Genomic DNA, 24,382 nt, shown 5'->3' on the forward strand with positions numbered 1-24,382 from the left:
AGGCAGGCGATCCAGCAGACGCTGTTCCGGCATTCTCGACGAGCAGAGACTTTAGGATAAGCTCATTGAAGAGGTACACCCGGGTCACTATGGTGGTGTAGTGAACGAAGCGGTAACCGCGGGCAGTCCGCCCTCCCACGGAGCCCCAGCACCATGGCCACGATCATTCCTGCGCTCTCTACCATCTCACGGATGACCCGTGGGGAACGACGCCTTGGCCGTCGGCTGGAGAGCCTGCTGGAAGATGACTATCTCGTCTGGTACGACATTCCGCTGGGGCGCCGGCGCCGCTATCCCGACTTCATCATCCTGCATCCCGCTCGCGGCCTGCTGTTTCTCGAGGTCAAGGACTGGAAGATCGAGACCATCCGCTCGATCACGCCGGAAAGCGTCGTGATCGATACCCAGGAGGGACGCAAGACCGTCAGCAACCCACTGGCGCAGGCTCGCCAGTGCGCCTTTGCCGCCATCGATCAGCTGAGGCGCGACCCTCAGCTGACCCAGTCCGATGAGCGCTACCGGGGCAAGCTCTGCTTTCCCTATGGGCATGGCGTGGTCTTTCCCAATATCACGCGCAAGCAGTGGAACCAGGCCGTCCCCGAGGCAGAGCAGGAGGCCCTGTTACCCGCGCATCGTGTGATCTGCAAGGACGAGATGCTCACCACCACCGACCCGGAGGCGTTCCAGCAGCGGCTCTGGGACATGTTCGACTATCAGTTTGGTACGCAGCTTAGCGTCCCGCAGATCGATCGGATCCGCTGGCAGCTCTTCCCGGAGGTGCGCATCGATGCCCCCACGCCGGACCTCTTCGATGACGAGGAAGCAGCCGAGGAAGCACCGACGAACGATCTCGTGCCCGATATCGTCCGGGTGATGGATCTGCATCAGGAGCAGCTGGCCAGAAGCATGGGCGACGGCCACCGGGTCATCCATGGCGTCGCCGGCTCCGGCAAGACCCTGATACTCGGCTATCGCTGCCTGCATCTGGCCCAGGCCATCAGCAAGCCGATCCTGGTGCTGTGCTTCAATATCACGCTGGCGGCACGCCTGCGCTGTTTCATCGACGAGAAGGGAGTCTCCGAGAAGGTCAAGGTTCACCACTTCCATGAGTGGTGCGGCCTGCAGCTGAAGACCTATCACGTCGATCTGCTGCAGGGAGCAGCTCCCATCTGGGAGCGGCAGGTGGAAAGCGTTATCCAGGCCGTCGATCGGTCGCATATTCCCCGGGCGCAGTACGGTGCGGTGATGATCGACGAGGGCCATGACTTCGAGCAGGCCTGGCTCAAGCTGGTGGTACAGATGATCGACCCGGACACCAACTCGCTACTGCTGCTGTATGACGATGCCCAGTCCATTTATCAGAAGAGTTCTCTGAAATTCCCGCTCTCCTCGGCCGGCGTTCAGGCCCGCGGGCGCACTACCATCCTCAAGCTGAACTACCGCAACACTCGGGAAATTCTGACGTTTGCCTACGATTTCGCACAGGACTTCCTGAAGGCCCAGGACGCCGATGATGACCATATCCCCCTGATTGCCCCTGAAGTCGCCGGGATAAGTGGCCCCAAGCCCGCCTTTCGCCACTTCAGCAACGCCCAGGATGAAACGCGCTACCTGGTGCGCTGCATTCAGACATGGCGTGACCAGGGCAGCGACCTGAATAGCATCGCGGTGGTCTATACCGGCAACTCGCAGGGGCGTCTCGTCCATGATGCGCTGCAAGAAGCCGGCATTCCCAGCCGCTGCCTGCAGCACTCTGCCGACAAGCGCAGCTACGATCCACAGGTTGATGAGGTAGTGCTGCTGAGCCGCCAGAGCAGCAAGGGGCTGGAGTTCGACACCGTGCTGCTATGCGGTCTAGGGGCATTGAGCAACGATGAGGAGAGGCTGGCCCAGGAGGCGCGCCTGCTCTATGTTGGCATGACCCGCGCTCGCCGCCGTCTGCTGGTGACCAGCTGCAAGGCGAACTGGTACACCCAGCGACTAACGGAGCTCGCCTCGGCCTGACCGGACACCATCAAGCAGGGGCGCCCACTCGGGGAGGCCTTTGGCCTCCATTCGCCCGGCAGAGCCGGCCTCCCACGATGAGCCCCGGTCTCCCAATACTCACTGCCGAACGGATTCACGCCAGTTTGTGATAAGCCATAAATTGCGCTCCTGCCAGGGAAAGCGGCAGGTTCTGCGACGGTGGAAAGAGTCAAGCAAGCAGGAGGGTGAAGCTGAGGTGGTAAAGCGTGGGTAGTGAAAAGCAAGGATGGTGGGCCCAGCTGGACTCGAACCAGCGACCAAGGGATTATGAGTCCCCTGCTCTAACCAACTGAGCTATAGGCCCTTTATACGGAGGGTGCGCGAAAGGCGCCGGCGTATGATAGCGAATGCCGATGGCGGAAACCAGAGCGAGATGCCTTGCAGTGAAGCGATGCCATCGGCGATTATGCCCGAGCCGCCGAACGCGGCCCTTTCCCGGCCACCCTTCGAGATCTCATGTTCCTGCTGATAGCCTTCGCTGTTCTCTCCATTGGCGTTTCCTTCCTGTGCTCACTGCTCGAGGCCGCGCTGCTCTCGATGACCCCCAGCTATGTGGCCCAGGTGCGCGAGACCAACCCCAGGCTGCACGCCAGGCTCAACGATCTGAAGCGCAATATCGACCAGCCGCTGGCGGCGATTCTGACCCTGAACACCATCGCCCATACGGTGGGGGCCACCGGTGTCGGCGCCCAGGTCACGGTGGTGTTCGGCGAGACCTGGCTGGGGGTCGCCTCGGCGCTGATGACGCTGCTGATCCTGTTCGTCTCCGAGATCATTCCCAAGACCATCGGGGCCACCTACTGGCGCCAGCTCTCCGGCATGCTGGCCCGTACCCTGGCGGTGATGGTGTGGAGCCTCAAGCCGTTTATCTGGATGTCCGAGCAGATAACCAAGCGCATCGGCAAGGACGCCATGGATACCGACATGCGCGGCGAGATCAAGGCGCTGGCCCAGATCGGCCAGGAGGAGAAGGCGCTGGACCCGGAGGAGACCCGCGTCATCATCAATATCCTCAACCTGCATGATATCCAGGTGAAGGAGGTGATGACCCCGCGCACCGTCTCGGTCACGGCGCCCCCCGCCATGACGGTGGGCGAGTTCAGCGCAGAGCTCGGCCCCTCGCCCTTCACCCGCTTTCCGGTGATGGATGGCGGTGAACAGGCGCTGGGTTATGTGCACAAGGCCGATACCTACAGCGCCGACGAGGGCGCCGATCTCAAGTCGCTGATGCATCCGGTCAAGTCGGTGCCCGCCGAGGAGAGCATCGAGCAGATCTTCACCATGATGGTCCAGGACCGCCAGCACCTCTGCGTGGTGTATGACGACCTGGGTACCTGGGTGGGCCTGATCACCCTGGAGGACGTGATCGAGACCATCCTCGGCCAGGAGATCGTCGACGAGACCGACAATGTCGCCAACCTGCGCAAGTACGCCCGCCAGCGCTGGACCAAGAGCCTGAAGAAGACCGAAGAGTAGGCCGCTTATCCTGGCTGGGTGCTCTGGCTGGGTGCCTCGACGGTGTGTGCTGACGATGATCTAGCGATCAGGGATCAACCGGCCGGGTACCCAGCGTAGAAAGACGAGCATGCCGAACAGCTCGACCAGCGACTGGCAAACGACCACCACCACCGTGGCCTGCCAGCCCTCAGGCAGCGCCAGGGCGATGGGCAGCATCACGAAGGAGTTGCGGGTAGCGAAGCTGAAGGTGAGCGTGCGTGCCGCCGGTGGCGTCAACCCGGCGCTACGCCCCAACCCCCAGCCCAGTAGCGCGGTCAGTGCCAGGTAGCCGATAAAGAGTGGTAGTACCTGTACCACCACGCCACTCAGTCCCCGCATGCCGGCGATCTGGGTCGCCGCCACCACCAGCAGCACCATGGCCAGAAGCGGCACGGGCAGCCAGCCCAGCCCCTCTACCAGGCGACGCCCCATGGCGCGACGTCGCACCAGCCGCTGGGTCAGCCCGGCCGCCACCAGAGGCACCAGAATCAGCCCGACGAAGGCGCCGAGCAGCGGCGCTGCGATGGCGACCCCCAGCCACTGCAGGTCCAGAAACAGCCACAGATAGAACGGCAGCGTCACCAGCTGCAACACCAGCAGCAGCGGTGTGGCGGCGATGGCGCGCCCGGCATCGCCCTTGCCCAGATGGGTGAAGGTGATGAACCAGTCGGTGCAGGGCACCAACAGCACCAGCAGCACGCCGAGCCGAACGGCCGGCGCCAGTGGCAACAACGCCACCAGCGTGCCCACCATCAGCGGTAGCAGCAGGAAGTTGCCTGCCACCAGCGCCGTGGCGAAGCGCCAGTCCTGCAGGGCCAGGGCGAGCCGCCCCAGCGGCACCTGGGTGAAGGTCGCGTAGAGCAGCACGCCGAGCAGCGGCCAGAGCCCGCCCTCGAGGGTGGCACTGATCTCGGGGCGCATCAGGCCCAGGCCCAGCCCAGTGATGATCGCCGCCAGGTAGAGCCACACCTGATGGCGTTCGAGATGGTCACGCATTCACTTCTCCCCCTTCTGCCTTGGCCTCGCTGAACGGGCGAGTCTTACCATGGATGGCATGGGCACTGCATGGCAGCTTGCCATGCAGTGCCCATCTGCTCGAATGGCAGCCGCAAACACACCCGCGCGCCCTCCGTTCGCTTTGCGCTTGAGCCCGACTCAGGCTCAAGCCCCGGGGCCAAGCGAGACTACGAGCGCCTTGCCAGGCCGTGCGGCGATTCAGGACAATGGCGGATCCTTCCACTCTTCTGAGGCACCTGCATGCTTGCCGAACTCTTCGCGGTGATGGCCCCGGTACTGGCCGGGGCGGGCCTGGGGTTTTCCTGGGTGCGTCTGGGGCAGCCCTATCCGGTCGAGTTCGTTACCCGTCTGGTCTTCAATATCGGCACGCCGGCGCTGGTCATCGCCTCGCTCTCCAGCGCCGAGATCGAGGCAGGCAACTTCGGCCGCACCATGCTCGCCACGGCACTGGTGATCTGCACCATGGCGGCGATGACCTGGCCACTGGCGCGCCTGCTGCGCAAGGAGTGGCGGGTGCTGCTCGCACCGGCGATGTACCCCAACACCGGCAACATGGGCCTGCCGGTGGTGCTCTATGCCTTCGGCAGCGCCGGCTTCGCCTACGGCATCACGGTGATGGTCACCGTCTCGCTGTTCCAGTTCACCCTGGGGTCGATAATGGCCAGCAGCGGCGGCAACCCGCTGCGCACCCTGATACGCACGCCCACCGTCTACGCCATCCTGCTGTCGCTGGTCCTGCTGCTGACCAATACCGCCCTGCCCCTGTGGCTCGCCAACAGCGTCGATCTGATCTCGGGCTTTACCGTGCCGCTGATGCTGATCACCCTGGGGGTGTCGCTGGCCAGCATTCAGGTCAGGAGCCTGCGCTCCGGCATCGGTTTCAGCCTGCTGCGCATCCCGGTGGCCGCGATGCTGGCCTGGGGCATCGGCGCCCTGCTCGGCCTGCCGCCGCTGGCCCAGAGCATCCTGGTGCTGCAGATGAGCATGCCGGTGGCGGTATTCAACTACCTGTTCGCCCAGAAGGCACGCCGCGAGCCGGAATATGTCGCCAGCCTGGTGTTCTGCTCGACCCTGCTTGCACTGCTCTACCTGCCGCTGCTGCTGGCCTGGCTGATGTAGGCTGGAAAAGAAGAGAGGAAGCGCCGTCGATCGCGCCGCCTGCCGTTGCCTGGCATGGAGTTGGCGGCGCATGAACTTTGTTACCATACCGCTATGTCCAGCGCGCCAGGAGCGAACATGCCACTTCGTGAAATCGCCATCGGCGGGCTCTATCTCTCCCCCCTGCTGCTGTATGCCCTGGTCGGTCTTGGCGCGACCCTGCTGATGCGCAGCCTGCTCTTTCGCCTGCTGGGCGCCAACCGCCTGTGGTTCGAGGCCTGGTTCGATGTCTCACTGTTCGTGATCTGTACCGCTGCCGCGGCCTATCTCTCCCGCGTGATCACCGGAATCGCCTGATATGCACACACTGATTCGCAGCCTCGTTACCCTCGTCATCGTCGCCCTGGCCATCGCCGCCGGCCTGTGGCTGTGGCACTACTATCTCTACACCCCCTGGACGCGTGATGGTCGCGTAAGGGCCGAGATCATCACCGTGGCCTCGGACCTCTCCGGGCGTGTGGTCACGCTGTCGGTCGACGACAATCAGCGCGTTACGGCGGGCGACCCGCTGTTCGAGCTTGATCCGCAGCGCTACCGCTCGGCCCTGGAGAGTGCCCAGGCACTGGTCGCCCAGCGCGAGGTCGAGCTCGAGCGGCGTCAGCACGAGGCCTCGCGCCGCAGCCATCTGAGCCGCCAGGCGATCAGCGCCGAAAGCCAGGAGACCGCACGCCTCGAGAGCCAGGTGGCGCAGGCCCGGCTCGACCAGGCGCGTAGCCAGCTGGCCGGCGCCCGCCTCGATCTCGAGCGCACCACGATCGAGGCGCCGATCAGCGGCCATGTGCTCAATCTGCAGCTGGCCGAGGGCAACTACGTGAATGCCGGCAAGCCGGTGATGGCGCTGGTCAAGGCGGACTCCTTCTACGTTACCGGCTATTTCGAAGAGACCAAGCTGCCACGCATCCGTGTCGGCGCCCCCGCTCGCGTCATCCTGATGAGCGGTGACACCGAGTTGCGTGGTCATGTGGAAAGCATCGGGCGTGCCATCGCCGATCCCCATACCACGCCCAACGCTCAGCTGCTTCCCCAGGTGGCGCCCACCTTCAGCTGGGTTCGCCTGGCCCAGCGTATCCCGGTGCGTATCGCGCTCGATGAGATTCCCGCCGACATCTCGCTGAGCGCCGGCATGACCGCTTCGGTGCATATCGAGCCCCAGGAGTAGCCCGCATGTCGCCCTGGCTGCAGGCGTACCTGACCCCCAGCGGCGAGGCCGTGCGGTTCGCCATCAAGGCGACCCTGGCCATGCTGCTGGCCCTCTATGTGGCGCTCTGGTGTGACCTGGAACGCCCCTACTGGGCGCTGATCTCGGCGGCGTTCCTCCAGATCCGCCCGATGAGCGGCATGGTGGTCGAGAAGGGGCTGAGCCAGATCACCGGCACCCTGGTGGGCTGCGGTGCCGGCATCGCCATCATGGCCGTGTTCGGTCAGGCCCCCGTGCCGGCCCTGCTGTTCCTGACCCTGTGGATCATGCTGTGCACCTACGGCAGCTCGCTGCTGCGCAACAACGCCGCCTATGGCTGCATCATGGGGGCCGTCACGGCCATGCTGATCGTGGTGATCGGCGCCAGCCGGCCCGACGCCATCTTCAGCATCGCCGTGGCTCGCCTGTCGGAGCTGGCCCTGGGCGCGGTATGCGCCACCCTGGTCAGTTCGCTGCTGTGGCCGATCAGGGTCGGCGACCATCTGGGACGCCAGGCCGACGAGGTCGTTAACCAGGCCTTCCTGCATGCCGCCCAGCGGATGACCGACTCGCAGGATCTCGGCGAGCTTCAGGCCACCCTGACCGGCAGCCTGGAGCCTCTCACCCTGCTCGAGGGGGATAGCCAGGCGGCCCGCTATGAGGGCCCCGAGGGTCCGGGGCGAATTCGCGCCAGCCACGTGCTGACCCGTCATACCCTGCGCATGCTGGCCACCCTCCACGCCCTGCAGCAGCTGCTGCACCACGAGGCGCAGCGCCTCTCGCCGACGATCCACGCCCTGGCCGGTGACCTGGCCGACGCCTTTCGCGATTCCGCCAGGGAGAGCGGCATCACCGCGGCCCATCGACGGCTGCACGCGCTGCGCCGCCGGGTGCTGGCGTGTCCCGATGAGGCCCTCTCCCCCATCGAGCAGCGCTGCCTGCTGGGCATGCGCGAGACCCTGGGCCACGCCCTGGTGATGCTCGACGCCCGCGATGCCATTACCCGGCCGCAAGGGAAGCGACTGCGCGGGGTCGCCCTCGCCTGGCATCGCGACCACCTGGTCGCCGGACTCAATGCCCTGCGCGCCGGGGGCATCTTCGGCGTGCTCGCCGCCTTCTGGATGGCCACCGGCTGGAGCAATGGCCAGGTGGCCATGCTGCTCGGCACCCTGCTGTCGGCCTTCTTCGCTAGTCGTGACAATCCGGTCATGGTCGCCATGATGTTCGCCAAGGGCATGCTGGCGGCGATCCCCAGCGCCTTCCTGTTCGGCCATGTGCTGCTGGCCCAGGCCAGCGGCTTCCCGATGCTGGGGATGCTCGTGCTCACCCCGCTGTTCCTCGGGTTGCTGGGCGCGGCCAACCCGCGGCTGATGGGCTACTGCCTGGCCTTCACCATCGGCAATATCCTGCTGACCATGCCCGGCAACGGCATGGACCTCTCCTTCGCCTCCTTCATCAACCGGGCCATCGCCGTGATGATCGGGCTGGCCACGGTGGTGATGGGCTTCCGCCTGCTGCCCGGCCTGGGCGCCACCCTGCGCAAGCGCCGCCTGATCGCCGCCATCGTCGGCGACCTGAGGCGCCTGGCGGGCCCACCGGTGCAGGAGGCGGAGGCGCACTTCATCGGTGCCATGGCCGACCGCATGCTGCACCTGGCCAAGCATGACGATGTGCTGCCGGATGACCAGCGCCACCTCTTCAGCCTCGGCCTCGCCGGCCTGGACACCGGCTATGCCTGCCTGCAGATCCGCCGCCGCCTCGACGACCTGCCGGCTAGCGAGCTGAAGCAGGCCAAGCGGCGCTTCATCCTGGCGCTGGCCGATGCCTACGCCGACAGCGCCCGGGGGCGAACGCCTCACGGGGTGCGCGAGGCGGGTGCGGCACTGATCGAGGCCGCACGTCACCAGCCCTCGTTGAGCGAGCGCCACCAGCGCCTGCTCGCCGGACTGGTGGAGCGCCTCGACCTTGCCCTGCAGCGTCAGGCCCAGCGCGCCCACGCCTCCTACATGGCTCGCCACGGGGATCGAGGTGCGGCCAGAGACGTGGTTCGCGACGACGCGACGAAGCCCCCGGCGGATACCGCCAGATAGCAACGGCTGGCGTCATTTCACAGATCGCGTATCCTCATGACGCCGTTGACAGGCCCGCCCATCGCGCCGGGCCTTTAATTTGAATGATCGTTCAAAAAAAAGTAGGGTATAGGACCTTTCGCAACCGTCAACGCTCCCGCATGCCAAAATAGGCGGCATCGGCCGGCACATGCTGCGCCGTTTGCATTACGCCAGGGACTGACAAGAAGGCAAATCAATGAATGAGAACCGAAACGTCAAGATTCGGGTTCGCAACCTGAGCAAGGTCTTCGGCAGCAATCCGAAGAAGGGGCTCGAACTGCGTGACCAGGGCCTCAAGCGCGCCGAGATTCACGAAAAGACCGGACAGACACTGGGACTCTCCAATATCGACTTCGATGTCTATGAAGGCGAACTACTGGTGATCATGGGTCTCTCCGGTTCCGGCAAGTCGACCCTGATCCGCTGCCTAAACCGCCTGATCGAGCCTACCGAGGGCGAGATCGTCATCGACGACGAAAACATTCCCGAGCTCGATGACAAGGCACTGTTGGAGTGCCGCCGTCGCCACTTCTCCATGGTGTTCCAGAACTTCGCGCTGTTCCCGCATCGTACGGTCATCCAGAACGCCGAGTTCGGGCTGGAGATTCGTGGTGTGGAGAAGGGAGAGCGGACCGACATCGCCCGCAAGGCACTCAAGCAGGTGGGCCTCGAGAGCTGGGAAGACGCCTATCCCAATCAGCTCTCCGGCGGCATGCAGCAGCGTGTGGGCCTGGCCCGTGCCCTGGCCAACGACTCCACCGTGCTGCTGATGGACGAGGCCTTCTCGGCACTGGACCCGCTGATTCGTGGCGATATGCAGCAGGAGCTGCAGGAACTGCAGAGCCGCATGCAGAAGACCACGGTATTCATTACCCACGATCTCGACGAGGCGCTCAACATCGCCGACCGCATCATCCTGCTCAAGGATGGTGAGATCGTGCAGATCGGCACGCCGGAAGAGATTCTGACCCAGCCTGCCGACGAGTACGTGAGACGCTTCGTGGAAGGCGTGGACATGTCCAAGATCCTTACCGCCGAGCATGCCATGCGCAAGGTGCGCGCCATCGCCCGGGATAGCGACGGCCCGCGCACCACGCTGCGCAAGATGCACGAGAACAACATCGACTCCATCTACGTCACCCGCCGGGATCGCACCCTGGTCGGACTGGCCGAGGTCGATGCCCTCGAGCAGGCGGCCAACGAAGGCCGGGACACCATCGCCGACTGCATGACCCAGGAGTTCCGTAGCGTGAGGCTCGACGAGCCGATGCATAACCTGTTCGCCATGTTCAGCGAGAAGAGCTACCCCATCGCGGTGGTGGATGCCGACAACCGGCTGCTCGGTGTGGTGGTCAAGGGGGCGGTGCTCGACCAGCTGGCCCAGGCCGCCGAGTCCTCGACGGTAAATGAAGACAATCTCACGGCAGCGGCAGGAGACCAGTGATGGCGATCGACATTCCCCGTATTCCCCTGGGCAACTGGATCGAAGGTAGCCTCGAGTGGCTGACCAGCGAGTACTCCATGGTCACCCGCGGCATCTCCCGGGTGACCCAGACCGGTATCGACGGACTCAACGATGCCCTGATGTGGCTCCCCCCCTGGGGACTGCTGCTGATCATCGTTGGCCTGTGCTGGTGGCTGGCCAACGCGCGCCTGGCGATCGGCGCCGCTGCCGGCATGGCCCTGATCTGGAACATGGACCTGTGGGATCCGATGATCGAGACCCTCACCCTGGTAGTGATCGCCACCCTGGTGGCGGTGGTGATCGCCCTGCCGGTGGGCATCGCCGCGGCGCTCTCCGAGCGGCTCTACCGGGTGATCATGCCGGTGCTCGACTTCATGCAGACCATGCCGGCCTTCGTCTATCTGATCCCGGCGATCCCCTTCTTCGGCATCGGCTCGGTATCGGCGATCTTCGCCACGGTGATCTTCTCCATGCCACCGGCGATCCGCTTCACCACCCTGGGTATCCGCCAGGTACCCGGCGAGCTGATCGAGGCCGCCGACGCCTACGGTGCCACGCGTGGCCAGAAGCTGGTCAAGGTGCAGCTGCCGCTGTCGCTGCCCACGGTGATGGCGGGGATCAACCAGACCATCATGCTGGCCCTCTCCATGGTGGTGATCGCCGCCATGATCGGCGCCGACGGCCTGGGCAGCGAGGTGTGGCGTGCCATCCAGCGTCTGCGCCCGGGTGATGGCTTCGAGGCCGGCATCGCCGTGGTGATCCTGGCCATGCTGCTCGACCGCCTGACCCAGTCCCTGCGCAAGCAGCGCAAGTCCTGAGCCGGCAAGCAGCGCAAGTCCTGAGCCCGATGGCCGAAGGCTGCGTTGAGGGCCTCGGTTGAAAGCTCGAAAAGAAATCGCCAGAGTGTTGTTGTACATACTTGGAGGAAGGAACCACGATGAAGCATCTGCTTAACCGTCGCATCCGCCTCGCCGGCCTGGCTCTTGCCACCGGCGCCGCTCTCACCGCGGGCGCCGCGCAAGCCGAGGAGAAGGGTACCGTGCACCTGGCCTATGTCGAATGGGCCTCTACCGTCGCCTCCACCAACGTGATGCAGGTGGTGCTCGAACAGGCTGGCTACGATGTCGAGACCTCCTCGCTGTCCGCCGCCGCCATGTGGCAGTCGGTCGCCACCGGTGACGTCGACGCGCACCTGGCCGGCTGGCTGCCGATCACCCACGAGGACTACTACGCCAAGCTCAAGGATGACCTGGTCGATGCCGGCGTCAGCCTCGAGGGCGCCAAGCTGGGCCTGGTGGTCCCCGCCTACAGTGAAGCCGACTCCATCGCCGACCTGAACGATCACGTCGACAGCTTCGACGGCAAGCTCACCGGCATCGATCCGGGCGCCGGCGTGATGCGCCTGACCGAGCAGGTCATCGAGGATTACGACCTCGACTATGACCTGGTCAGCGGCAGCGGCGCGACCATGACCGCCGCCCTCAAGAATGCCATCGACAATGAGCAGGATGTGGCGGTGACCGGCTGGGCGCCCCACTGGAAGCTGGCCCGCTGGGATCTCAAGTTCCTCGAGGACCCCAAGGGCACCTACGGCGGTGAGGAGCAGATTCACACCATCGTCCGCCAGGGTCTCGAAGAGGAGATGCCCGAAGCCTACGCCATCCTGAGTGCCTTCAACTGGGACACCGAGATGATGGGCGAGGTCATGCTCATGCAGGAAGAGGGTGACGACCCCTACGCGGAAGCCAAGAAGTGGGTCGAGGAGAACCAGGACGTGGTTCAGGAGTGGCTCGACGCCGCCTCCTGAGGGCGGACAACGACTCACTCCTCCCTGGCTGATGATTGACCAGGTAAAGGGGAGGCACCTGCGTGCCTCCCCTTTTGCGTATCGAGATGCGACTACACTAATTTCAGCAAGGCCGGCTCAGCATGGTCGACACTCGGACTCGGAAGGAGAGCCACCGTTCCCGATCCGCCGCAGGCTAGCTCGTCGCAAGCAAGCCCATGGCAGGAAGAGCGTCGCAAGAACCCCCGTGGCAACAGTACGCATGGTAAACAAGGAGAAGCAGGCATGTTCAACAAGATCATGGTGCCGGTCGATCTGGCACATATCGAGGTGATCGAGCCATCGCTGAAGGTATCCGCGGACATGGCACGCCACTACCAGGCCGAGGTCTGCTATGTCGGGGTCACCGCCACCACGCCAGGCAGTGTGGCGCGCACTCCCGAGGAGTATGCCCAGAAGCTGGAGGCCTTCGCCCAGCAACGTGGGCAGGTGCATGGCCAGCCGGTCAGCAGCAAGATGATCTGTCGGGTCGACCCTGTCGCCGATCTGGTCGACACGCTGGTCAAGGCCATCGACGAGGTCGAGGCCGACCTCGTGGTAATGCCGACCCACGCCCACCGCCACCTGGATATTGTCATGCCGGCCAATGGCAGCCAGGTCGCCAGCCGCACCAGTGCATCGGTCTTCCTGGTGCGTCCCGACGCCAACGAATAACGACTTCACCACCCGCACTGGCGTACAACAACAGCTCGAACCTGCGCTTTTCACTCACCTGAAGGGAGATGTCTCGTGGCCAAATCGACCAACGACGACAAGCCCCAGGAGCCTCAGCAGGGTTCCGAGGGGATTCCGGCCCCGGAAGGGCCGGCAAACCTGATCGACACGGATTACGTGATCGGTCAAGACAATATCAAGGCGTCCCCGTTAGGGGTCGACGTGGATCTGCACAGCACGGTCTTCATGGTCTCCTCGGTCGTGATCCTGCTGTTCGTGATCCTGACGCTGGCCATGCAGGCTCAGATGGAGCCGATCTTCGATGCCATGTTCAGCTTCCTGACCACCAAGCTGACCTGGGTATTCCTGCTCGGTGCCAACGTCTTCGTGATACTCGCGCTGGTGCTGATCTTCACCCCCATGGGCAAGGTGCGCATCGGTGGCGCCCACGCCACGCCTGACTTCAGCTACGCCGGCTGGTTCGCCATGCTGTTCGCCGCCGGCATGGGCATCGGCCTGATGTTCTATGGCGTGTCGGAGCCCTTGGGCCACTATGGCACCGCTCTGGGTGGGGTCAGCCTGGGCGAGGATGGCCTGCGTACCGACTGGTCACCGCTGGGTGGCGCCGGGGGCGACCAGGCCGGCGCCGTCGCACTTAGCATGGCGGCCACCATCTTCCACTGGGGCCTTCACCCCTGGGGCGCCTATGCCATCGTCGGCCTGTCGTTGGCAATCTTCGCCTACAACAAGGGCCTGCCGCTGACCATGCGCTCGATCTTCTACCCGGTGCTGGGTGAGCGCATCTGGGGCTGGCCGGGCCACCTGATCGATATTCTGGCGGTCTTCGCCACGCTGTTCGGCCTGGCTACCTCGCTGGGGCTTGGTGCCACTCAGGCCTCGGCCGGTCTCAACTACCTGTTCGGCATCCCCGACAGCAACGTGACCCTGGTGCTGCTGATCCTAGGCATCACCGTCGTCGCCCTGGGGTCGATCATGCTCGGCGTCGACAAGGGCGTGCAGCGCCTGTCGCAGCTCAACATGGGACTCGCCCTGCTGCTGCTGCTGTTTGTGATTGCCGTGGGACCGACGCTGATGATCGCCACCGGGGTATTCGAGAACCTGCTGGGCTACGTGAAGAATCTGCCGGCCCTCTCCATGCCGTTCGGGCGTGAGGATGCCAACTTCAGCCAGGGCTGGACCGCCTTCTACTGGGCCTGGTGGATCGCCTGGTCGCCCTTCGTCGGCATGTTCATCGCCCGCGTCAGCCGCGGTCGTACCGTACGTGAGTTCCTGATCGCGGTGCTGGTGGTGCCGACACTCGCCTCGGTGGTGTGGATGACCGCCTTCGGCACCACCGCCATCGATCAGGTGATCAACCAGGGCATCACCGAGGTGCAGGATGCGGCGCTGGAACTGCAGCTGTTCACCATGCTGGAGCATCTGCCGCTGACCACCATCACCTCCTTCGTCGGCATCGTGCTGGTGATCGTGTTCTTTATCACCTCCTCCGACTCCGGCTCGCTGGTGATCGATTCCATCACGGCCGGTGGCAAGGTCGATGCGCCCAAGCCCCAGCGCGTGTTCTGGGCGCTGATCGAGGGCGCGATCGCCATCGCCCTGCTGTTGGGCGGCGGCCTCGGCGCCCTGCAGACCGCCGCATTGACTACCGGGCTGCCCTTCACCCTGGTACTGCTGGTGGGTTGTTACGCCATCGTCAAGGGGCTGATGAGCGAGCCCAAGGCCAAGTAGGTCGACAAGCAGGTGAGTCGGCAAGTTACACGACTCGGCAAGACGCAGAGAGGCGGCCTACGGGCCGCCTCTCTGCGGTTATGGCCAGTCGCCAGACTCAGCCTCCTGCCTTCCCAGTTACTGACTTCTCGACTCCTGGCCTCGCAACGCCTGCCTCGCCAGCCTCTGCGACTTCGGTTTCTGGTTCCTCAGCTCCACAACTCGCCCACCGGCGTCTCGGCCGAGAAGCGGCTGGCCACCTGGGCCTGAAACAGCTCGGCCGTGGCCAGCGCATCCACCAGCGCATGATGCCCCTGATAGGCTGGCAGGCCATAGCGTTCACGACTGGCATTGAGGCGAATGGAGACCGGGGGACGCCCCAGCCAGCGCCGAAAGCGTGCCCACAACGATTGACGATGCAGCCGCGCCTCCAGCGACATGGTGTCGATCACCGGATAGAGCAGCCCCTCGCCCCAACGGTTACGCACGGCCGTGTCGATGAAACCGCGCTCGATATGGCGGTAGTGCACCACCGCCAGGCGCCCTCTCAGGACATCCAGCACCGCGGGCAGCACCTCCTGCAGATCGGGCGCATCGACCACCTCGCTATGGGTGATGCGGTGCAGTGTCACCGAGCTATCGGTCAGTTCGCGATAGGGCTTCAGCACCCAGTATCGCGCCTCGCGAAGGGGGATACGCGCCAGGCTAAAGGGCACCACACCGATGCTGACGATGGCGTGACGCCGCGGGTCGAGCCCGGTGGTCTCGATATCCAGCGCCACCAGCGGCACCTCGCCGATGGGCGTATCGGGCGCCGGGCAGCCAGCGGCGAAATACTTGGCCAGCAGGGGATGGCGCACCCGGTCGGCGCGATCGGCAAGATACTCCGGCCAGCCCGGGACGGGCTGGCGGATCTTCTTGAAGATCATGCCTAGCGCCTCCGTCGCTGAGAGGCGGGCGGCAGGGGATAGCGGAACTTGAGGAACTTCTGGGCGTTGCTCAGCACCTGGAAGGCGTCCTTCAGGGTGTGTCGGTCGCCGTCACTGATGTTTTCCGGTTCGATATTGTTGTCCGGCTCACGCTCGGCCTGAACATCGATCACCTGATGATGGATTCGCGTCATGGTCAGAAACTCCAGCGCATGGCGCAGCTTCTCGCCTACCCCATCCGGCAGCAGCTGGGTGTGGCTGATATCGTCCAGGCGCGCGAAGCTGTTCTGGGCATGAGAACCGCAGGCCAGGGCGTGAACCCGGATCAGGTCGGTCAGCGGTGCGGTGCCGCGCCGCTTCAGGTTGATGCTGTTGTTGTGCTTGCCATCCTTCTCCATCACGAAGGTGCGGAAGAACCCCAGTGGCGGCGTACGATTGAGGGCGTTACGAGCCATCGCCGCCAGGAACAGCTTGCTGTGGGGCGCCTGGTGGGCGACCAGATCCTGGAGCTGTTCCACGAAACTGTTCTCGCCATAGACCGCGTCTAGGTCGAAGAAGATCGAACTGTGCAGCAGCCGTTCGGGCGTGGGGTCGCGAATCCAGTCCTGGAAGTAGCCTTTCCACACGGATAGCGGCTGCCGCCAGCGGGGGTTGGTCGCCATGATATCACCGGTGCAGTAGGCATAGCCGCAGGCGGCGAGACCATCGCTGACCCGCGTGGCCAGCGCCATGAAGTAGCCGTCGTGTCGCTCGGGATCGTAGTCGTCGGACAGCACCAGGGCATTGTCCTGGTCGGTGACCAATGTCTGTTCATTGCGCGCCATGGAGCCCATGGCCATATAGCAGTAGGGGACCGGCGGCGGCCCCAGCTCCTCCTCGGCCAGTTCCAGCAGGCGGCGCGTGAAGCTGCGGGCGATGGTGGAGAGCGCGCTGCCAATCATCAGCGAGTCGGCGCCATCCTCGACCATACGCACGAAGGTGCCTTTAACATCCGGCGCCAGCCGGGCCAGGCCCTCCACCGTGGACTGGCTGTAGATATTGCTGACCAGATAGAGGCTGGAGTGGGTCTCGTAGCGAATGATGTCGGAGAGATGCACGATCCCCACCGGGCTGCGACGATGCATCACCGGCAGGTGGTGAATATTGTTGCGCAGCATGGTGAGCATCGCCTCATGCACCGACTCGCCGGACTGAATCGCCACCAGCTTCTTGTCCGCCACTTCACCAATCGGCGTGCTTGGCGGGCGCCCTTCGGCCACCGTCCGGCGAAAATCGCTGTCGGTCAGGATGCCCCTCACCTGCCAGTCGCGCTCTTCGCTGTCACGCAGGACATAGCGGGAGTTCTCCTCCGGGGTATCGAGCACCAGCACCGCCGAGGCGCCGTAGTCGGTGATCTGGCTGGCTGCCTCCTGCAGCGTGGTGCTGGCCTCGAGCATCAATGGATAGCGGCTGAGCAGCTTGCGCACTCGGGTGACCAGCATGTCGTTCTGCTGCTTGTGCTGCTCCACCGCCGTCTCGAGGCGTGGACGCTCCACCTCGACGAAGTCGGCGAAGTCATCGTCCTGCTCACAAAGCCGCTGGAAGACGGCATCCGGGATAAAGTAGATCAGGCTATCTTCCAGCGCACGGGCCGGAAAACGCACTCGGTAATTGCGCAGCAGGCTGAAGTGCCCAAAGATATCGCCCTCGCCGAGACGGTTATGGAGGCTCCCGTTGCGGCGATAGACCTCCACCGCGCCGCTGCGCACATAGCCGAGCTCCCTGACCTCCTCATCGAGCACCAGGATATCGCTGCCGGCCTGGAAGTAGGCTACCTCGACCTGGCTGGCGATCTCGTCGAGCAGCTCGTCGGACAGGGCGTCGAAGGGCGGGAACTGCCCCATATGCTGGCGAATCTCCAGCCATTCCACTTCCATGGGTCCTCTCCCCTCTCAGGCGATTTCAGGCAAGTCTGTAAGAGTGCCACCCTGCTGTAAAGCAAGCGTCTCAAGGCCAGCGTCCCGCGATCGGCAGGATGGCGGCAAACACGCGATATCCGCCACCCTCAGCCGCCGTGGGAGCGGTGATGAAACACGCCCTGCATCCTGGCGTGCGGCATCGGTAGTGAATGGAGGCTCGCGAGGAAGGCTTATGCTGCCTGGTTTGCCGGCATGATATTCTGGTTCAGATGGAAGACATTGTGCGGGTCCTACTCGCGTTTGAGTGCCGCCAGCCGCCGGTAGATAGCGTCGCCGTAGGCCGCCTGCACCCGGGCCGCTATTCGATGACGGCCTGTTCGGGCAAGGAAGGAGTTGTCGCAAGGGAGATCATGATTTCTGCTCCTCGGATAACGACGTTATCCGCTAGGTTGCAGCGATGTTGGTGAGCCGGGTCAGCGCTGCACCTGTGTCTGTTTCCTTTTCGTTCCGCTCCTGTATCTATCAGTCTGTGAAAGAATGGTCATCACTTCTAGTACAACATCTATACTGCAATCTTGATGATATTTGTCGTCCGCTTCTTGTCAGCCTGCGACTTCGGTCGCGCCGCGACAACTACACTATCTGTAGTGAAGCCACTGTAGCGGCACTATTCCCAAGCCTAGGGGCGCGATCATGACCCGGAGCTATCATCAATTCTGCCCGGTGGCCAAGGCCGCGGAGATTCTCGCCGAGCGCTGGACGCCCTTGGTGGTTCGCGAGCTGCTGTGTGGCAGTCGGCATTTCAATGATCTTCGCCGCGGCGTGCCCTTGATCTCGCCGTCGCTTCTGTCGCAACGCTTGAGTATCTGGAAGACCAGGGACTGATCGAAAGGTTTGGCGACCTCAAGGGTGGCGTCAGCGAATACCGCCTGACACGGGCGGGCCGTGAACTGCAGCCGGTGATCGAGGCCTCGGGAACCTGGGGCAAACGCCGGGAGACGACCGAGACCGACGATCTCGACCCAGGGCTTCTGATGTGGGGTCTCCATCGCCGCCTGCATGTCGATCGCTTCCCCGAGCGGCGCTTCTACTAGCTGGTGATCGATCGCGGCAAGGTGGATATCTGCCTGCGGGATCCAGGCTTCGAGATCGACCTCTATATCGCCGTGGATCTGGCGACCCTGACCGGCGTCTGGCTGGGCGATATCTCCCTCGACCAGGCGATTCGCCGCCAGGCCCTCGAGCTCCAGGGACCGCATCCGCTGCGCCGCCAGTTTCAGGACTGGCTGCAATTGAGCATGTTTGACCAGGTGGCGCGCGAGACTCGGGATACCGCCTGAGTTCACCTATCCCCGAACTTTCCTTCACCTACTGGCACTTTCACGATTTTTTGACGCGTGGATTTATAGTCCGCTGACGCACTCTCCTTAGGCTGGAAGTTGAGCGCCTGTGTCGGCTGAAGCGGACCTGGGACCCGGGTAACCTCTTTCGTTTCAACCACAATATCTCGCCGACCGCGTGACAGCGGATAGCACTCGACGGATACCCGGTTATCCTGCCGGGTATCCGTCGACTCGGGCAGTATTCATGCCTGGTTTCACGCCTTGCCGTTTGATGGATGGCCTGGTTATGCCTAGGTTGAAAGTGTCCCTTTAGCGAGTTGCTGCTGGCGAGTGAACGACACGCTGTCAGCGGAACACCTACGCCCTTGAAGGGAGGAACCTGACATGGCGAATTGGCACATCGCAGGGCAGTACATGGAGACCTGTAACTGTGACTTTATCTGCCCCTGCATCGGGTCGAACCTGACCGAGAGACCCACCGAGGGCGATTGCAAGGCGGCAATCGCGATGCGTATCGACGATGGCGACAAGGACGGAACGGCCCTGAACGGCCTGTCGTTCGTCGTCTTGATGCACTCACCCGGGCCCATGGCGGAGGGCAATATCAAGGTCGGCCTCATTATCGACGACAAGGCGGACGAGGCGCAGGCTCAGGCCATCGGCGAGATCGCTTCGGGCGCCGTGGGCGGACCCATGGCGGCGCTAGCGCCGCTGGTCGGTGAAATGGCCGGGGTCGAGAAACGGCCGATCACCTTCGAAACGAACGGGCTGAATCGCACCGTCAAGGCGGGAGACCTGATCGACCAGGCCCTGGTGGGGGTGCCCAGCGTATCCAAGGAAGGCGAGCCGATCTATCTGGAAAACACGGCTCACCCGGTGTCGGCGAAACTGGCCCTGGCGAACGCGAGCCATAGCCGCTTCCACGCCTTCGGTATCGACTGGGAAGACGCCAGCGGGCTTAGAAACGGTCACTTTGCCCCCTTCTCCTGGGCGGGATAAGTGCCCTGGCGCTTGAGAGACGTCATCGATGGCCTTGGCAAACATCCGTAGCGGCTGGCGACGCGAACACTATGTCGCGCTCGTCGGCCTGCTCGCCTTGGCGGCGCTTGCGTGGCTTTATCTTGGCTTCGAGGCCTATTGCATGGACGCGATGATGGACGAGATGGTGGAGCCGAGTTCCGCCGAGACGGCTGGCAGCACCTGGAATGTTGGTTCGCTCTTGCCCACCTTCGTCATGTGGACGGTGATGATGGTCGCCATGATGCTTCCCAGTGCGGCACCGGCCATCCTGCTCTACGGCGCAATGGCGAGAAAAAGCCGAGAGAACGCCTCCGGTCTGCCGTCCGTTTGGGTCTTCGCGATAGGGTATCTCGCCATCTGGACCGCCTTCAGCCTGGCGGCGACCGTCCTGCAGGCCGCCTTCGAAACCTGGCGCTTGCTGACACCCACCATGACCTCGGCAAGCACCCTGTTGAGCGGTAGCCTGCTTATCGCCGCCGGTATCTATCAGTGGCTTCCGGTCAAGAATGCCTGCCTGGAAAAATGTCGCGCGCCGCTGCTGTTCTTCCTGTTTCGTTGGCGGCCGGGGGTGCGAGGCGCCTTCAGGATGGGGGCCGAGCACGGACTGCTCTGTGTCGGCTGTTGCTGGGCCTTGATGCTGCTGTTGTTCACCGCCGGCGTCATGAACCTGCTCTGGGTCGTGCTGATCGCCGCGTTCGTCCTTGTCGAAAAGCTGGCGCCTGGAGGAGAACTCATCGGCCGGGTGGCCGGCGTGGCGCTGGGGGCCGTCGGCATTGCCCTGATCCTGGGTGGTGCCTAGTCGCATGGCCAGGTGTTAGCCGGGTAACGCGTTTGAACAGGAGGCGGCGTTGGTGCCGCATATGGTCTCGGGAAGTCCACGCTGGGAGTTGCCGCGCATCGTAGCGTAATTGCGAAACTTCCATTCAGGAGAAAGCCTTGGCGTAGATCCAAGGGTCTATGCTGTTAGCCAAGCCCTCGATCCATCACAAGTCGCCATGCCTTCTCACCGCCTCCCCCTCTGGCTCAAGCTGGCCTTCACCCTGTGGATCGCCATCTGGGCGCCGAGCTATTTCGCCAAGGTGGGTTGGCAGAATTTCCTGTGGCTGTGCGATCTGGCCAGCCTGCTGATTCTCGTCGCGCTGTGGACCGAGAGTCGCCTGTTGATGTCCGCCCAGTGGCTCGCGGTGCTGGTGGTGGGCATCCTGTGGAGCCTGGATGTGGGCGGGGCCCTGCTGTTCGGCGTTCACCCCATCGGCGGCACCGAATACATGTTCAACGCTCAGGTGGCGCTCTCCTTTCGCCTGCTTTCGCTCTTCCATGTGGTGCTGCCGGTGGTGACCAGCTATGCGCTGATCAGGCTGGGCTATGATCGACGCGGCCTCTGGCTGCAGACGGCCCTGACCTGGCTGGTGCTGCCCTTGACCCTGTTGCTCACCGATCCGGCGCGCAATATTAACTGGGTGCAGGGACTTTTCGGTCAGCCTCAGAGCCTGCTCGATCCCCACGTCTACCTCTTGGGCCTGATGATCGGCTGGCCGATCGTGCTGTACCTGCCTTCGCATCTGCTGGCCATCGCGCTGCGCGCCATGCCTGGCGCACCATGAAAACGGCCACCCCGGAGGGTGGCCGTCAGTGCCGATGGGAGTCGGCGGGGAGTCAGGCGAGTCTTACGACTGCGCCATCTCCTGGACACGCTTCATCAGCTCGGGGTCCTGCTGGATGGCCTGGCCGATGGCGTTGAAGGTGTCGACCTCGAGGCCGCTCTCTTCCACCACGCTGACCATCTCCTCATTGGCCTCGACACGAACCTGCTGCTGCGCCTCTTCACCCTCGGCGGCCTGCAAGCGCTCGGTGTACTCCTGAGACAGCACGGCGATCTCCTGCGAGGCATCGGCGAACTGCTGGAGCTGGGCATCGGAGAAGTCCTGGGTCTGAACGGAGGCCTCGGCCGATACTGAGGCATTGGCTGCGGTGTCCTCCTGGGCATGCGCCGTGGCCGACATCAGGCCGGCACTGAGCAGGGCGGCGGAGAACAGGGCAGTCATGCGTTTCATAGATACCTCCAGGGGACGTCAAAAGGATACGTCAAAATGTGTGTGCCCCCCTGTGACGCCCCCATGTCCGGAGGAGTTCAGATCGTTTTGTGTGGGAATGTAACAAGGGCGCCCGCAGGCGCCCTGCTCGTGAACATCTCCTCTTCAGCCGTATGCCAGGTTGGGCAGCCAGGTGACCAGCGCCGGAAACAGGATCACCAGCAGCAGGCCCAGCGCCTGCAGGGCCAGGAACGGGAAGGAGGAGCGGAAGATCTGCGCCATGGTGATATGTGGCGGGCAGACCCCCTTGATATAGAAGAGCGCATAGCCGAAGGGCGGGCTGAGAAAGGACATCTGCATATTGACCAGATAGATGACGCCGAACCATAGCGAGACATCGGCGGGGTCCACGCCCGGTAGCCCGAACACCCCGTCGAAGGTGAGCCCCTTGATCAGCGGCACGAAGATCGGCACCGCCAGCAGCAGGATGCCCACCCAGTCGAGAAACATCCCCAGCGCGACCAGCAGCACCATCATCAGCGCCAGCACCGCATAGGGGCCGAGGCCGGCACCGGAGATCAGCTCCTGCACGAAGGTCTGGCCTCCCTGCAGGATATAGAAGCCGACGAAGATGCTGGCACCGAAGATGATCCACATCACCATGGCCGACGCCACCAGCGTGGTCATGCAGGCGGCATGCAGGTTGGGCCATGTCAGACGCCCGTGCATCGCGGCCACCACCAGGGCGCCGAAGGTACCGATGCCCGCCGCCTCCACCGGCGTCGCGATGCCGGTGAAGATGATGCCCAGCACCAGCACCACCAGCACGATGGGTGCCAGCATATTGCGCAGCAGACGCAGCTTCTCGCCCATGTCGACCCGGTCCTCGACCGGCATCGGCGGCGCCATGCTGACGTTCAGGGTGCCGCGCATCCAGCAGTAGAAGCCATACATGAAGGCCAGCAGCAGGCCGGGGAGAAGCGAGCCGAGGTAGAGCTCCCCCACCGACTGCTGGGCGATGACGCCGTAGATGATGGCCAGGATCGAGGGGGGAATCAGGATGCCCAGGGTGCCACCGGCCATGATCGAGCCGATGGCGATCTCGGGGTCGTAGTGGCGCTTGAGCATCGCCGGCAGGGCGATCAGCCCCATGGTCACCACCGCCGCGCCGATCACGCCGACCATGGCGGCCAGCAGCGTCGAGGCGATGACCGTGGCGATGGCCAGGCCCGCCTTGAGCCCGCCCATCCACTTGTAGACGACATCGAACAGCTCCTCGATGATGCCCGCCTTCTCCAGCACCGATGCCATGAAGATGAACAGCGGAATGGCGGAGAGCTGATAGTTGGTCATCATCGGGAAGATGCGCGAGGGCATCAGGTTGAGCATGGCCTGGTCGCCGACCAGATAGAGGAAGGCCACCCCCAGGCCGCCGGTGACAAAGGCCAGCGGCAGGCCCGCCACCAGCACCACCATCAGGGTGCCGAACATCAGCAGGGTCAGGCCGCCGATGCCCAGCCGGCTCAGGCTGTTCTCGAGACTACCGGCCAGGCTCTCGTAGTCGGTGACGGCGATATTGACCATCTCGAACAGGACCCAGGCGGCCAGCAGCACGCCAAGCACCACCAGCAGCTGGGCGAAGCCGCGCCCCTGGCGCTCCCGTGCGCGATGATACCGAAACGCCTGGACGTCACGGATCAGCTGAACGATGCCCTGCAGCAGCAGCAGCAGCGCCCCGAAGAAGAGCATGAACTTCACCGGATAGTACTGTACCGCCCACTCGGTAAAGGAGACCTCGTTGGCATAGCTCGCGCCGAAGAAGAGGCGGTCGCTCACCGACTGGGAGAAGAACTTCCAGCCGGTGACCAGCAGGGCCACGGTAAAGATAAAGAAGAACACCGAGGTCAGCAGGTCCAGGGACGCCTTGGTCAACGGCCGCGCGCGCTGGTAGAGGATATCCACGCGCACATGCCCCCCCTCGCGCAGGGCGAAGGCGCCGGCCATCAGGTACTGCATGCCGAACATCAGGGTCATCGACTCGTGGGCCCAGTTGGTCGGCGAGTTGAAGGCATAGCGCATCAGCACTTCATAGGCGAACACGAAGGGCGCGATCAGCGACCAGTAGGCCACGTAGCGCCCGAAGAAGCCGGACACGCGATCGATGGCGAGGGTAAGGAGGTTGCCGGGAGGCTGATAGCCGACCGCCACCTCCTCGCCGGCCGGCACCTCGGCGACCTCGCCACCATCGATGCGGCCACCGCGGCGGAAGCTGCGATCGACGAAGAACATGACCACCAGCGGCAGGAAGATCAGCACCGACCAGTAGAGCCAGTGGGGCAGGATAAAGTTGATCTCTAGATTCATTGAGACTCCTCCGCGATGCCATCACCTCCCGGCGAGAGCGACGGATCATGGACCCGGCAGATGCGGGGTTGAGCGTTATGCCCGGGGCCAGGGTGCTGCGACTCCTGAGACGCAGCA

21 protein-coding genes, 1 tRNA gene and 1 pseudogene are annotated in these 24,382 nt (G+C 63.9%); 17 read left to right on the plus strand and 6 right to left on the minus strand.

The features are described from left to right. Nucleotides 1-153: 153 nt before the first annotated feature. Nucleotides 154-2,004, plus strand: a complete 1,851-nt coding sequence (locus E0702_RS05125) for a DEAD/DEAH box helicase (protein ID WP_132041898.1) — start codon at nt 154-156, stop codon at nt 2,002-2,004. A gap of 248 nt (nt 2,005-2,252) precedes the next feature. Here E0702_RS05125 and E0702_RS05130 read toward each other — a convergent pair. Further along, nucleotides 2,253-2,329: transfer RNA gene (locus tag E0702_RS05130), tRNA-Ile, on the minus strand. A 152-nt stretch (nt 2,330-2,481) separates the two neighbouring features. On the opposite strand from E0702_RS05130, the gene E0702_RS05135 reads away from it, so the two are divergent. Next, nucleotides 2,482-3,501, plus strand: coding sequence for a CNNM domain-containing protein (locus E0702_RS05135; protein WP_132041899.1), 1,020 nt, complete (start codon nt 2,482-2,484; stop codon nt 3,499-3,501). Nucleotides 3,502-3,561: 60 nt separating this feature from the next. Here E0702_RS05135 and E0702_RS05140 read toward each other — a convergent pair whose 3' ends face one another. Beyond that, nucleotides 3,562-4,518 carry an arsenic resistance protein gene (locus E0702_RS05140; protein WP_132041900.1) on the minus strand — a complete coding sequence of 319 codons (957 nt, stop codon included), beginning with the start codon at nt 4,516-4,518 and terminating at the stop codon, nt 3,562-3,564. Nucleotides 4,519-4,779: 261 nt separating this feature from the next. Here E0702_RS05140 and E0702_RS05145 point away from each other — a divergent pair, with 261 nt between their 5' ends. From E0702_RS05145 to E0702_RS05185, 9 genes are all read left to right on the plus strand, one after another. Beyond that, nucleotides 4,780-5,658: an AEC family transporter gene (locus tag E0702_RS05145; protein WP_132041901.1), complete on the plus strand. Its 879-nt coding sequence runs from the start codon at nt 4,780-4,782 to the stop codon at nt 5,656-5,658. Nucleotides 5,659-5,775: 117 nt separating this feature from the next. Next, complete coding sequence (locus E0702_RS05150) at nt 5,776-5,994, plus strand: DUF1656 domain-containing protein (RefSeq protein ID WP_132041902.1); 219 nt, start codon at nt 5,776-5,778, stop codon at nt 5,992-5,994. A 1-nt stretch (nt 5,995) separates the two neighbouring features. Further along, nucleotides 5,996-6,856 (plus strand): efflux RND transporter periplasmic adaptor subunit, encoded by an 861-nt coding sequence (locus tag E0702_RS05155; RefSeq protein ID WP_132041903.1) that lies wholly within the window; start codon nt 5,996-5,998, stop codon nt 6,854-6,856. Between the two features lie 5 nt (nt 6,857-6,861). Next, a complete protein-coding gene (locus tag E0702_RS05160) occupies nt 6,862-8,964 on the plus strand; it encodes an FUSC family protein (RefSeq protein WP_132041904.1) in 2,103 nt (700 codons plus the stop codon). Between the two features lie 217 nt (nt 8,965-9,181). Then, nucleotides 9,182-10,429 (plus strand): quaternary amine ABC transporter ATP-binding protein, encoded by a 1,248-nt coding sequence (locus tag E0702_RS05165; RefSeq protein ID WP_132041905.1) that lies wholly within the window; start codon nt 9,182-9,184, stop codon nt 10,427-10,429. Between the two features lie 5 nt (nt 10,430-10,434). Next, nucleotides 10,435-11,268, plus strand: a complete 834-nt coding sequence (locus E0702_RS05170) for an ABC transporter permease (RefSeq protein ID WP_132041949.1) — start codon at nt 10,435-10,437, stop codon at nt 11,266-11,268. Nucleotides 11,269-11,387: 119 nt separating this feature from the next. Next, nucleotides 11,388-12,257: a glycine betaine ABC transporter substrate-binding protein gene (locus tag E0702_RS05175; protein WP_132041906.1), complete on the plus strand. Its 870-nt coding sequence runs from the start codon at nt 11,388-11,390 to the stop codon at nt 12,255-12,257. 264 nt (nt 12,258-12,521) lie between these two features. Further along, a complete protein-coding gene (locus E0702_RS05180) occupies nt 12,522-12,950 on the plus strand; it encodes a universal stress protein (protein WP_132041907.1) in 429 nt (142 codons plus the stop codon). 75 nt (nt 12,951-13,025) lie between these two features. Then, complete coding sequence (locus E0702_RS05185; RefSeq protein ID WP_132041908.1) at nt 13,026-14,699, plus strand: BCCT family transporter; 1,674 nt, start codon at nt 13,026-13,028, stop codon at nt 14,697-14,699. A 188-nt stretch (nt 14,700-14,887) separates the two neighbouring features. Here the strand turns inward: E0702_RS05185 and E0702_RS05190 are convergent, their stop codons facing one another. After that, the gene (locus tag E0702_RS05190) at nt 14,888-15,607 is read right to left on the minus strand and encodes a 3'-5' exonuclease (RefSeq protein WP_132041909.1); all 720 of its coding nucleotides are present in this window, start codon (nt 15,605-15,607) and stop codon (nt 14,888-14,890) included. A 2-nt stretch (nt 15,608-15,609) separates the two neighbouring features. Continuing rightward, nucleotides 15,610-17,523 (minus strand): DUF294 nucleotidyltransferase-like domain-containing protein, encoded by a 1,914-nt coding sequence (locus E0702_RS05195; protein ID WP_132041910.1) that lies wholly within the window; start codon nt 17,521-17,523, stop codon nt 15,610-15,612. 675 nt (nt 17,524-18,198) lie between these two features. Between E0702_RS05195 and E0702_RS20120 the strand changes: the two are divergent. From E0702_RS20120 to E0702_RS05220, 6 genes and pseudogenes are all read left to right on the plus strand, one after another. Continuing rightward, nucleotides 18,199-18,599 (plus strand): annotated as a pseudogene (locus tag E0702_RS20120) (winged helix-turn-helix transcriptional regulator). Between the two features lie 3 nt (nt 18,600-18,602). Further along, complete coding sequence (locus E0702_RS19545; RefSeq protein WP_205741885.1) at nt 18,603-18,845, plus strand: hypothetical protein; 243 nt, start codon at nt 18,603-18,605, stop codon at nt 18,843-18,845. Nucleotides 18,846-18,937: 92 nt separating this feature from the next. Continuing rightward, on the plus strand, nt 18,938-19,027 hold the full coding sequence (locus tag E0702_RS20125; protein ID WP_132041950.1) for a BBE domain-containing protein: 90 nt from the start codon (nt 18,938-18,940) through the stop codon (nt 19,025-19,027). Nucleotides 19,028-19,232: 205 nt separating this feature from the next. After that, on the plus strand, nt 19,233-19,847 hold the full coding sequence (locus tag E0702_RS05210) for a DUF1326 domain-containing protein (protein ID WP_132041911.1): 615 nt from the start codon (nt 19,233-19,235) through the stop codon (nt 19,845-19,847). A gap of 28 nt (nt 19,848-19,875) precedes the next feature. Continuing rightward, nucleotides 19,876-20,667 (plus strand): DUF2182 domain-containing protein, encoded by a 792-nt coding sequence (locus tag E0702_RS05215; protein WP_132041912.1) that lies wholly within the window; start codon nt 19,876-19,878, stop codon nt 20,665-20,667. A gap of 196 nt (nt 20,668-20,863) precedes the next feature. After that, a complete protein-coding gene (locus E0702_RS05220) occupies nt 20,864-21,472 on the plus strand; it encodes a hypothetical protein (RefSeq protein ID WP_132041913.1) in 609 nt (202 codons plus the stop codon). Between the two features lie 63 nt (nt 21,473-21,535). On the opposite strand, the gene E0702_RS05225 is transcribed toward E0702_RS05220, so the two are convergent. Both E0702_RS05225 and E0702_RS05230 read right to left on the minus strand, forming a co-directional pair. Then, nucleotides 21,536-21,922: a DUF4168 domain-containing protein gene (locus tag E0702_RS05225; RefSeq protein ID WP_132041914.1), complete on the minus strand. Its 387-nt coding sequence runs from the start codon at nt 21,920-21,922 to the stop codon at nt 21,536-21,538. Between the two features lie 144 nt (nt 21,923-22,066). Beyond that, nucleotides 22,067-24,265 carry a TRAP transporter large permease subunit gene (locus tag E0702_RS05230; protein ID WP_132041915.1) on the minus strand — a complete coding sequence of 733 codons (2,199 nt, stop codon included), beginning with the start codon at nt 24,263-24,265 and terminating at the stop codon, nt 22,067-22,069. Nucleotides 24,266-24,382 lie beyond the last annotated feature (117 nt).

It is taken from the genome of Halomonas marinisediminis, assembly GCF_004347715.1.
GTDB classification, from domain to species: Bacteria; Pseudomonadota; Gammaproteobacteria; order Pseudomonadales; family Halomonadaceae; genus Halomonas; species Halomonas icarae.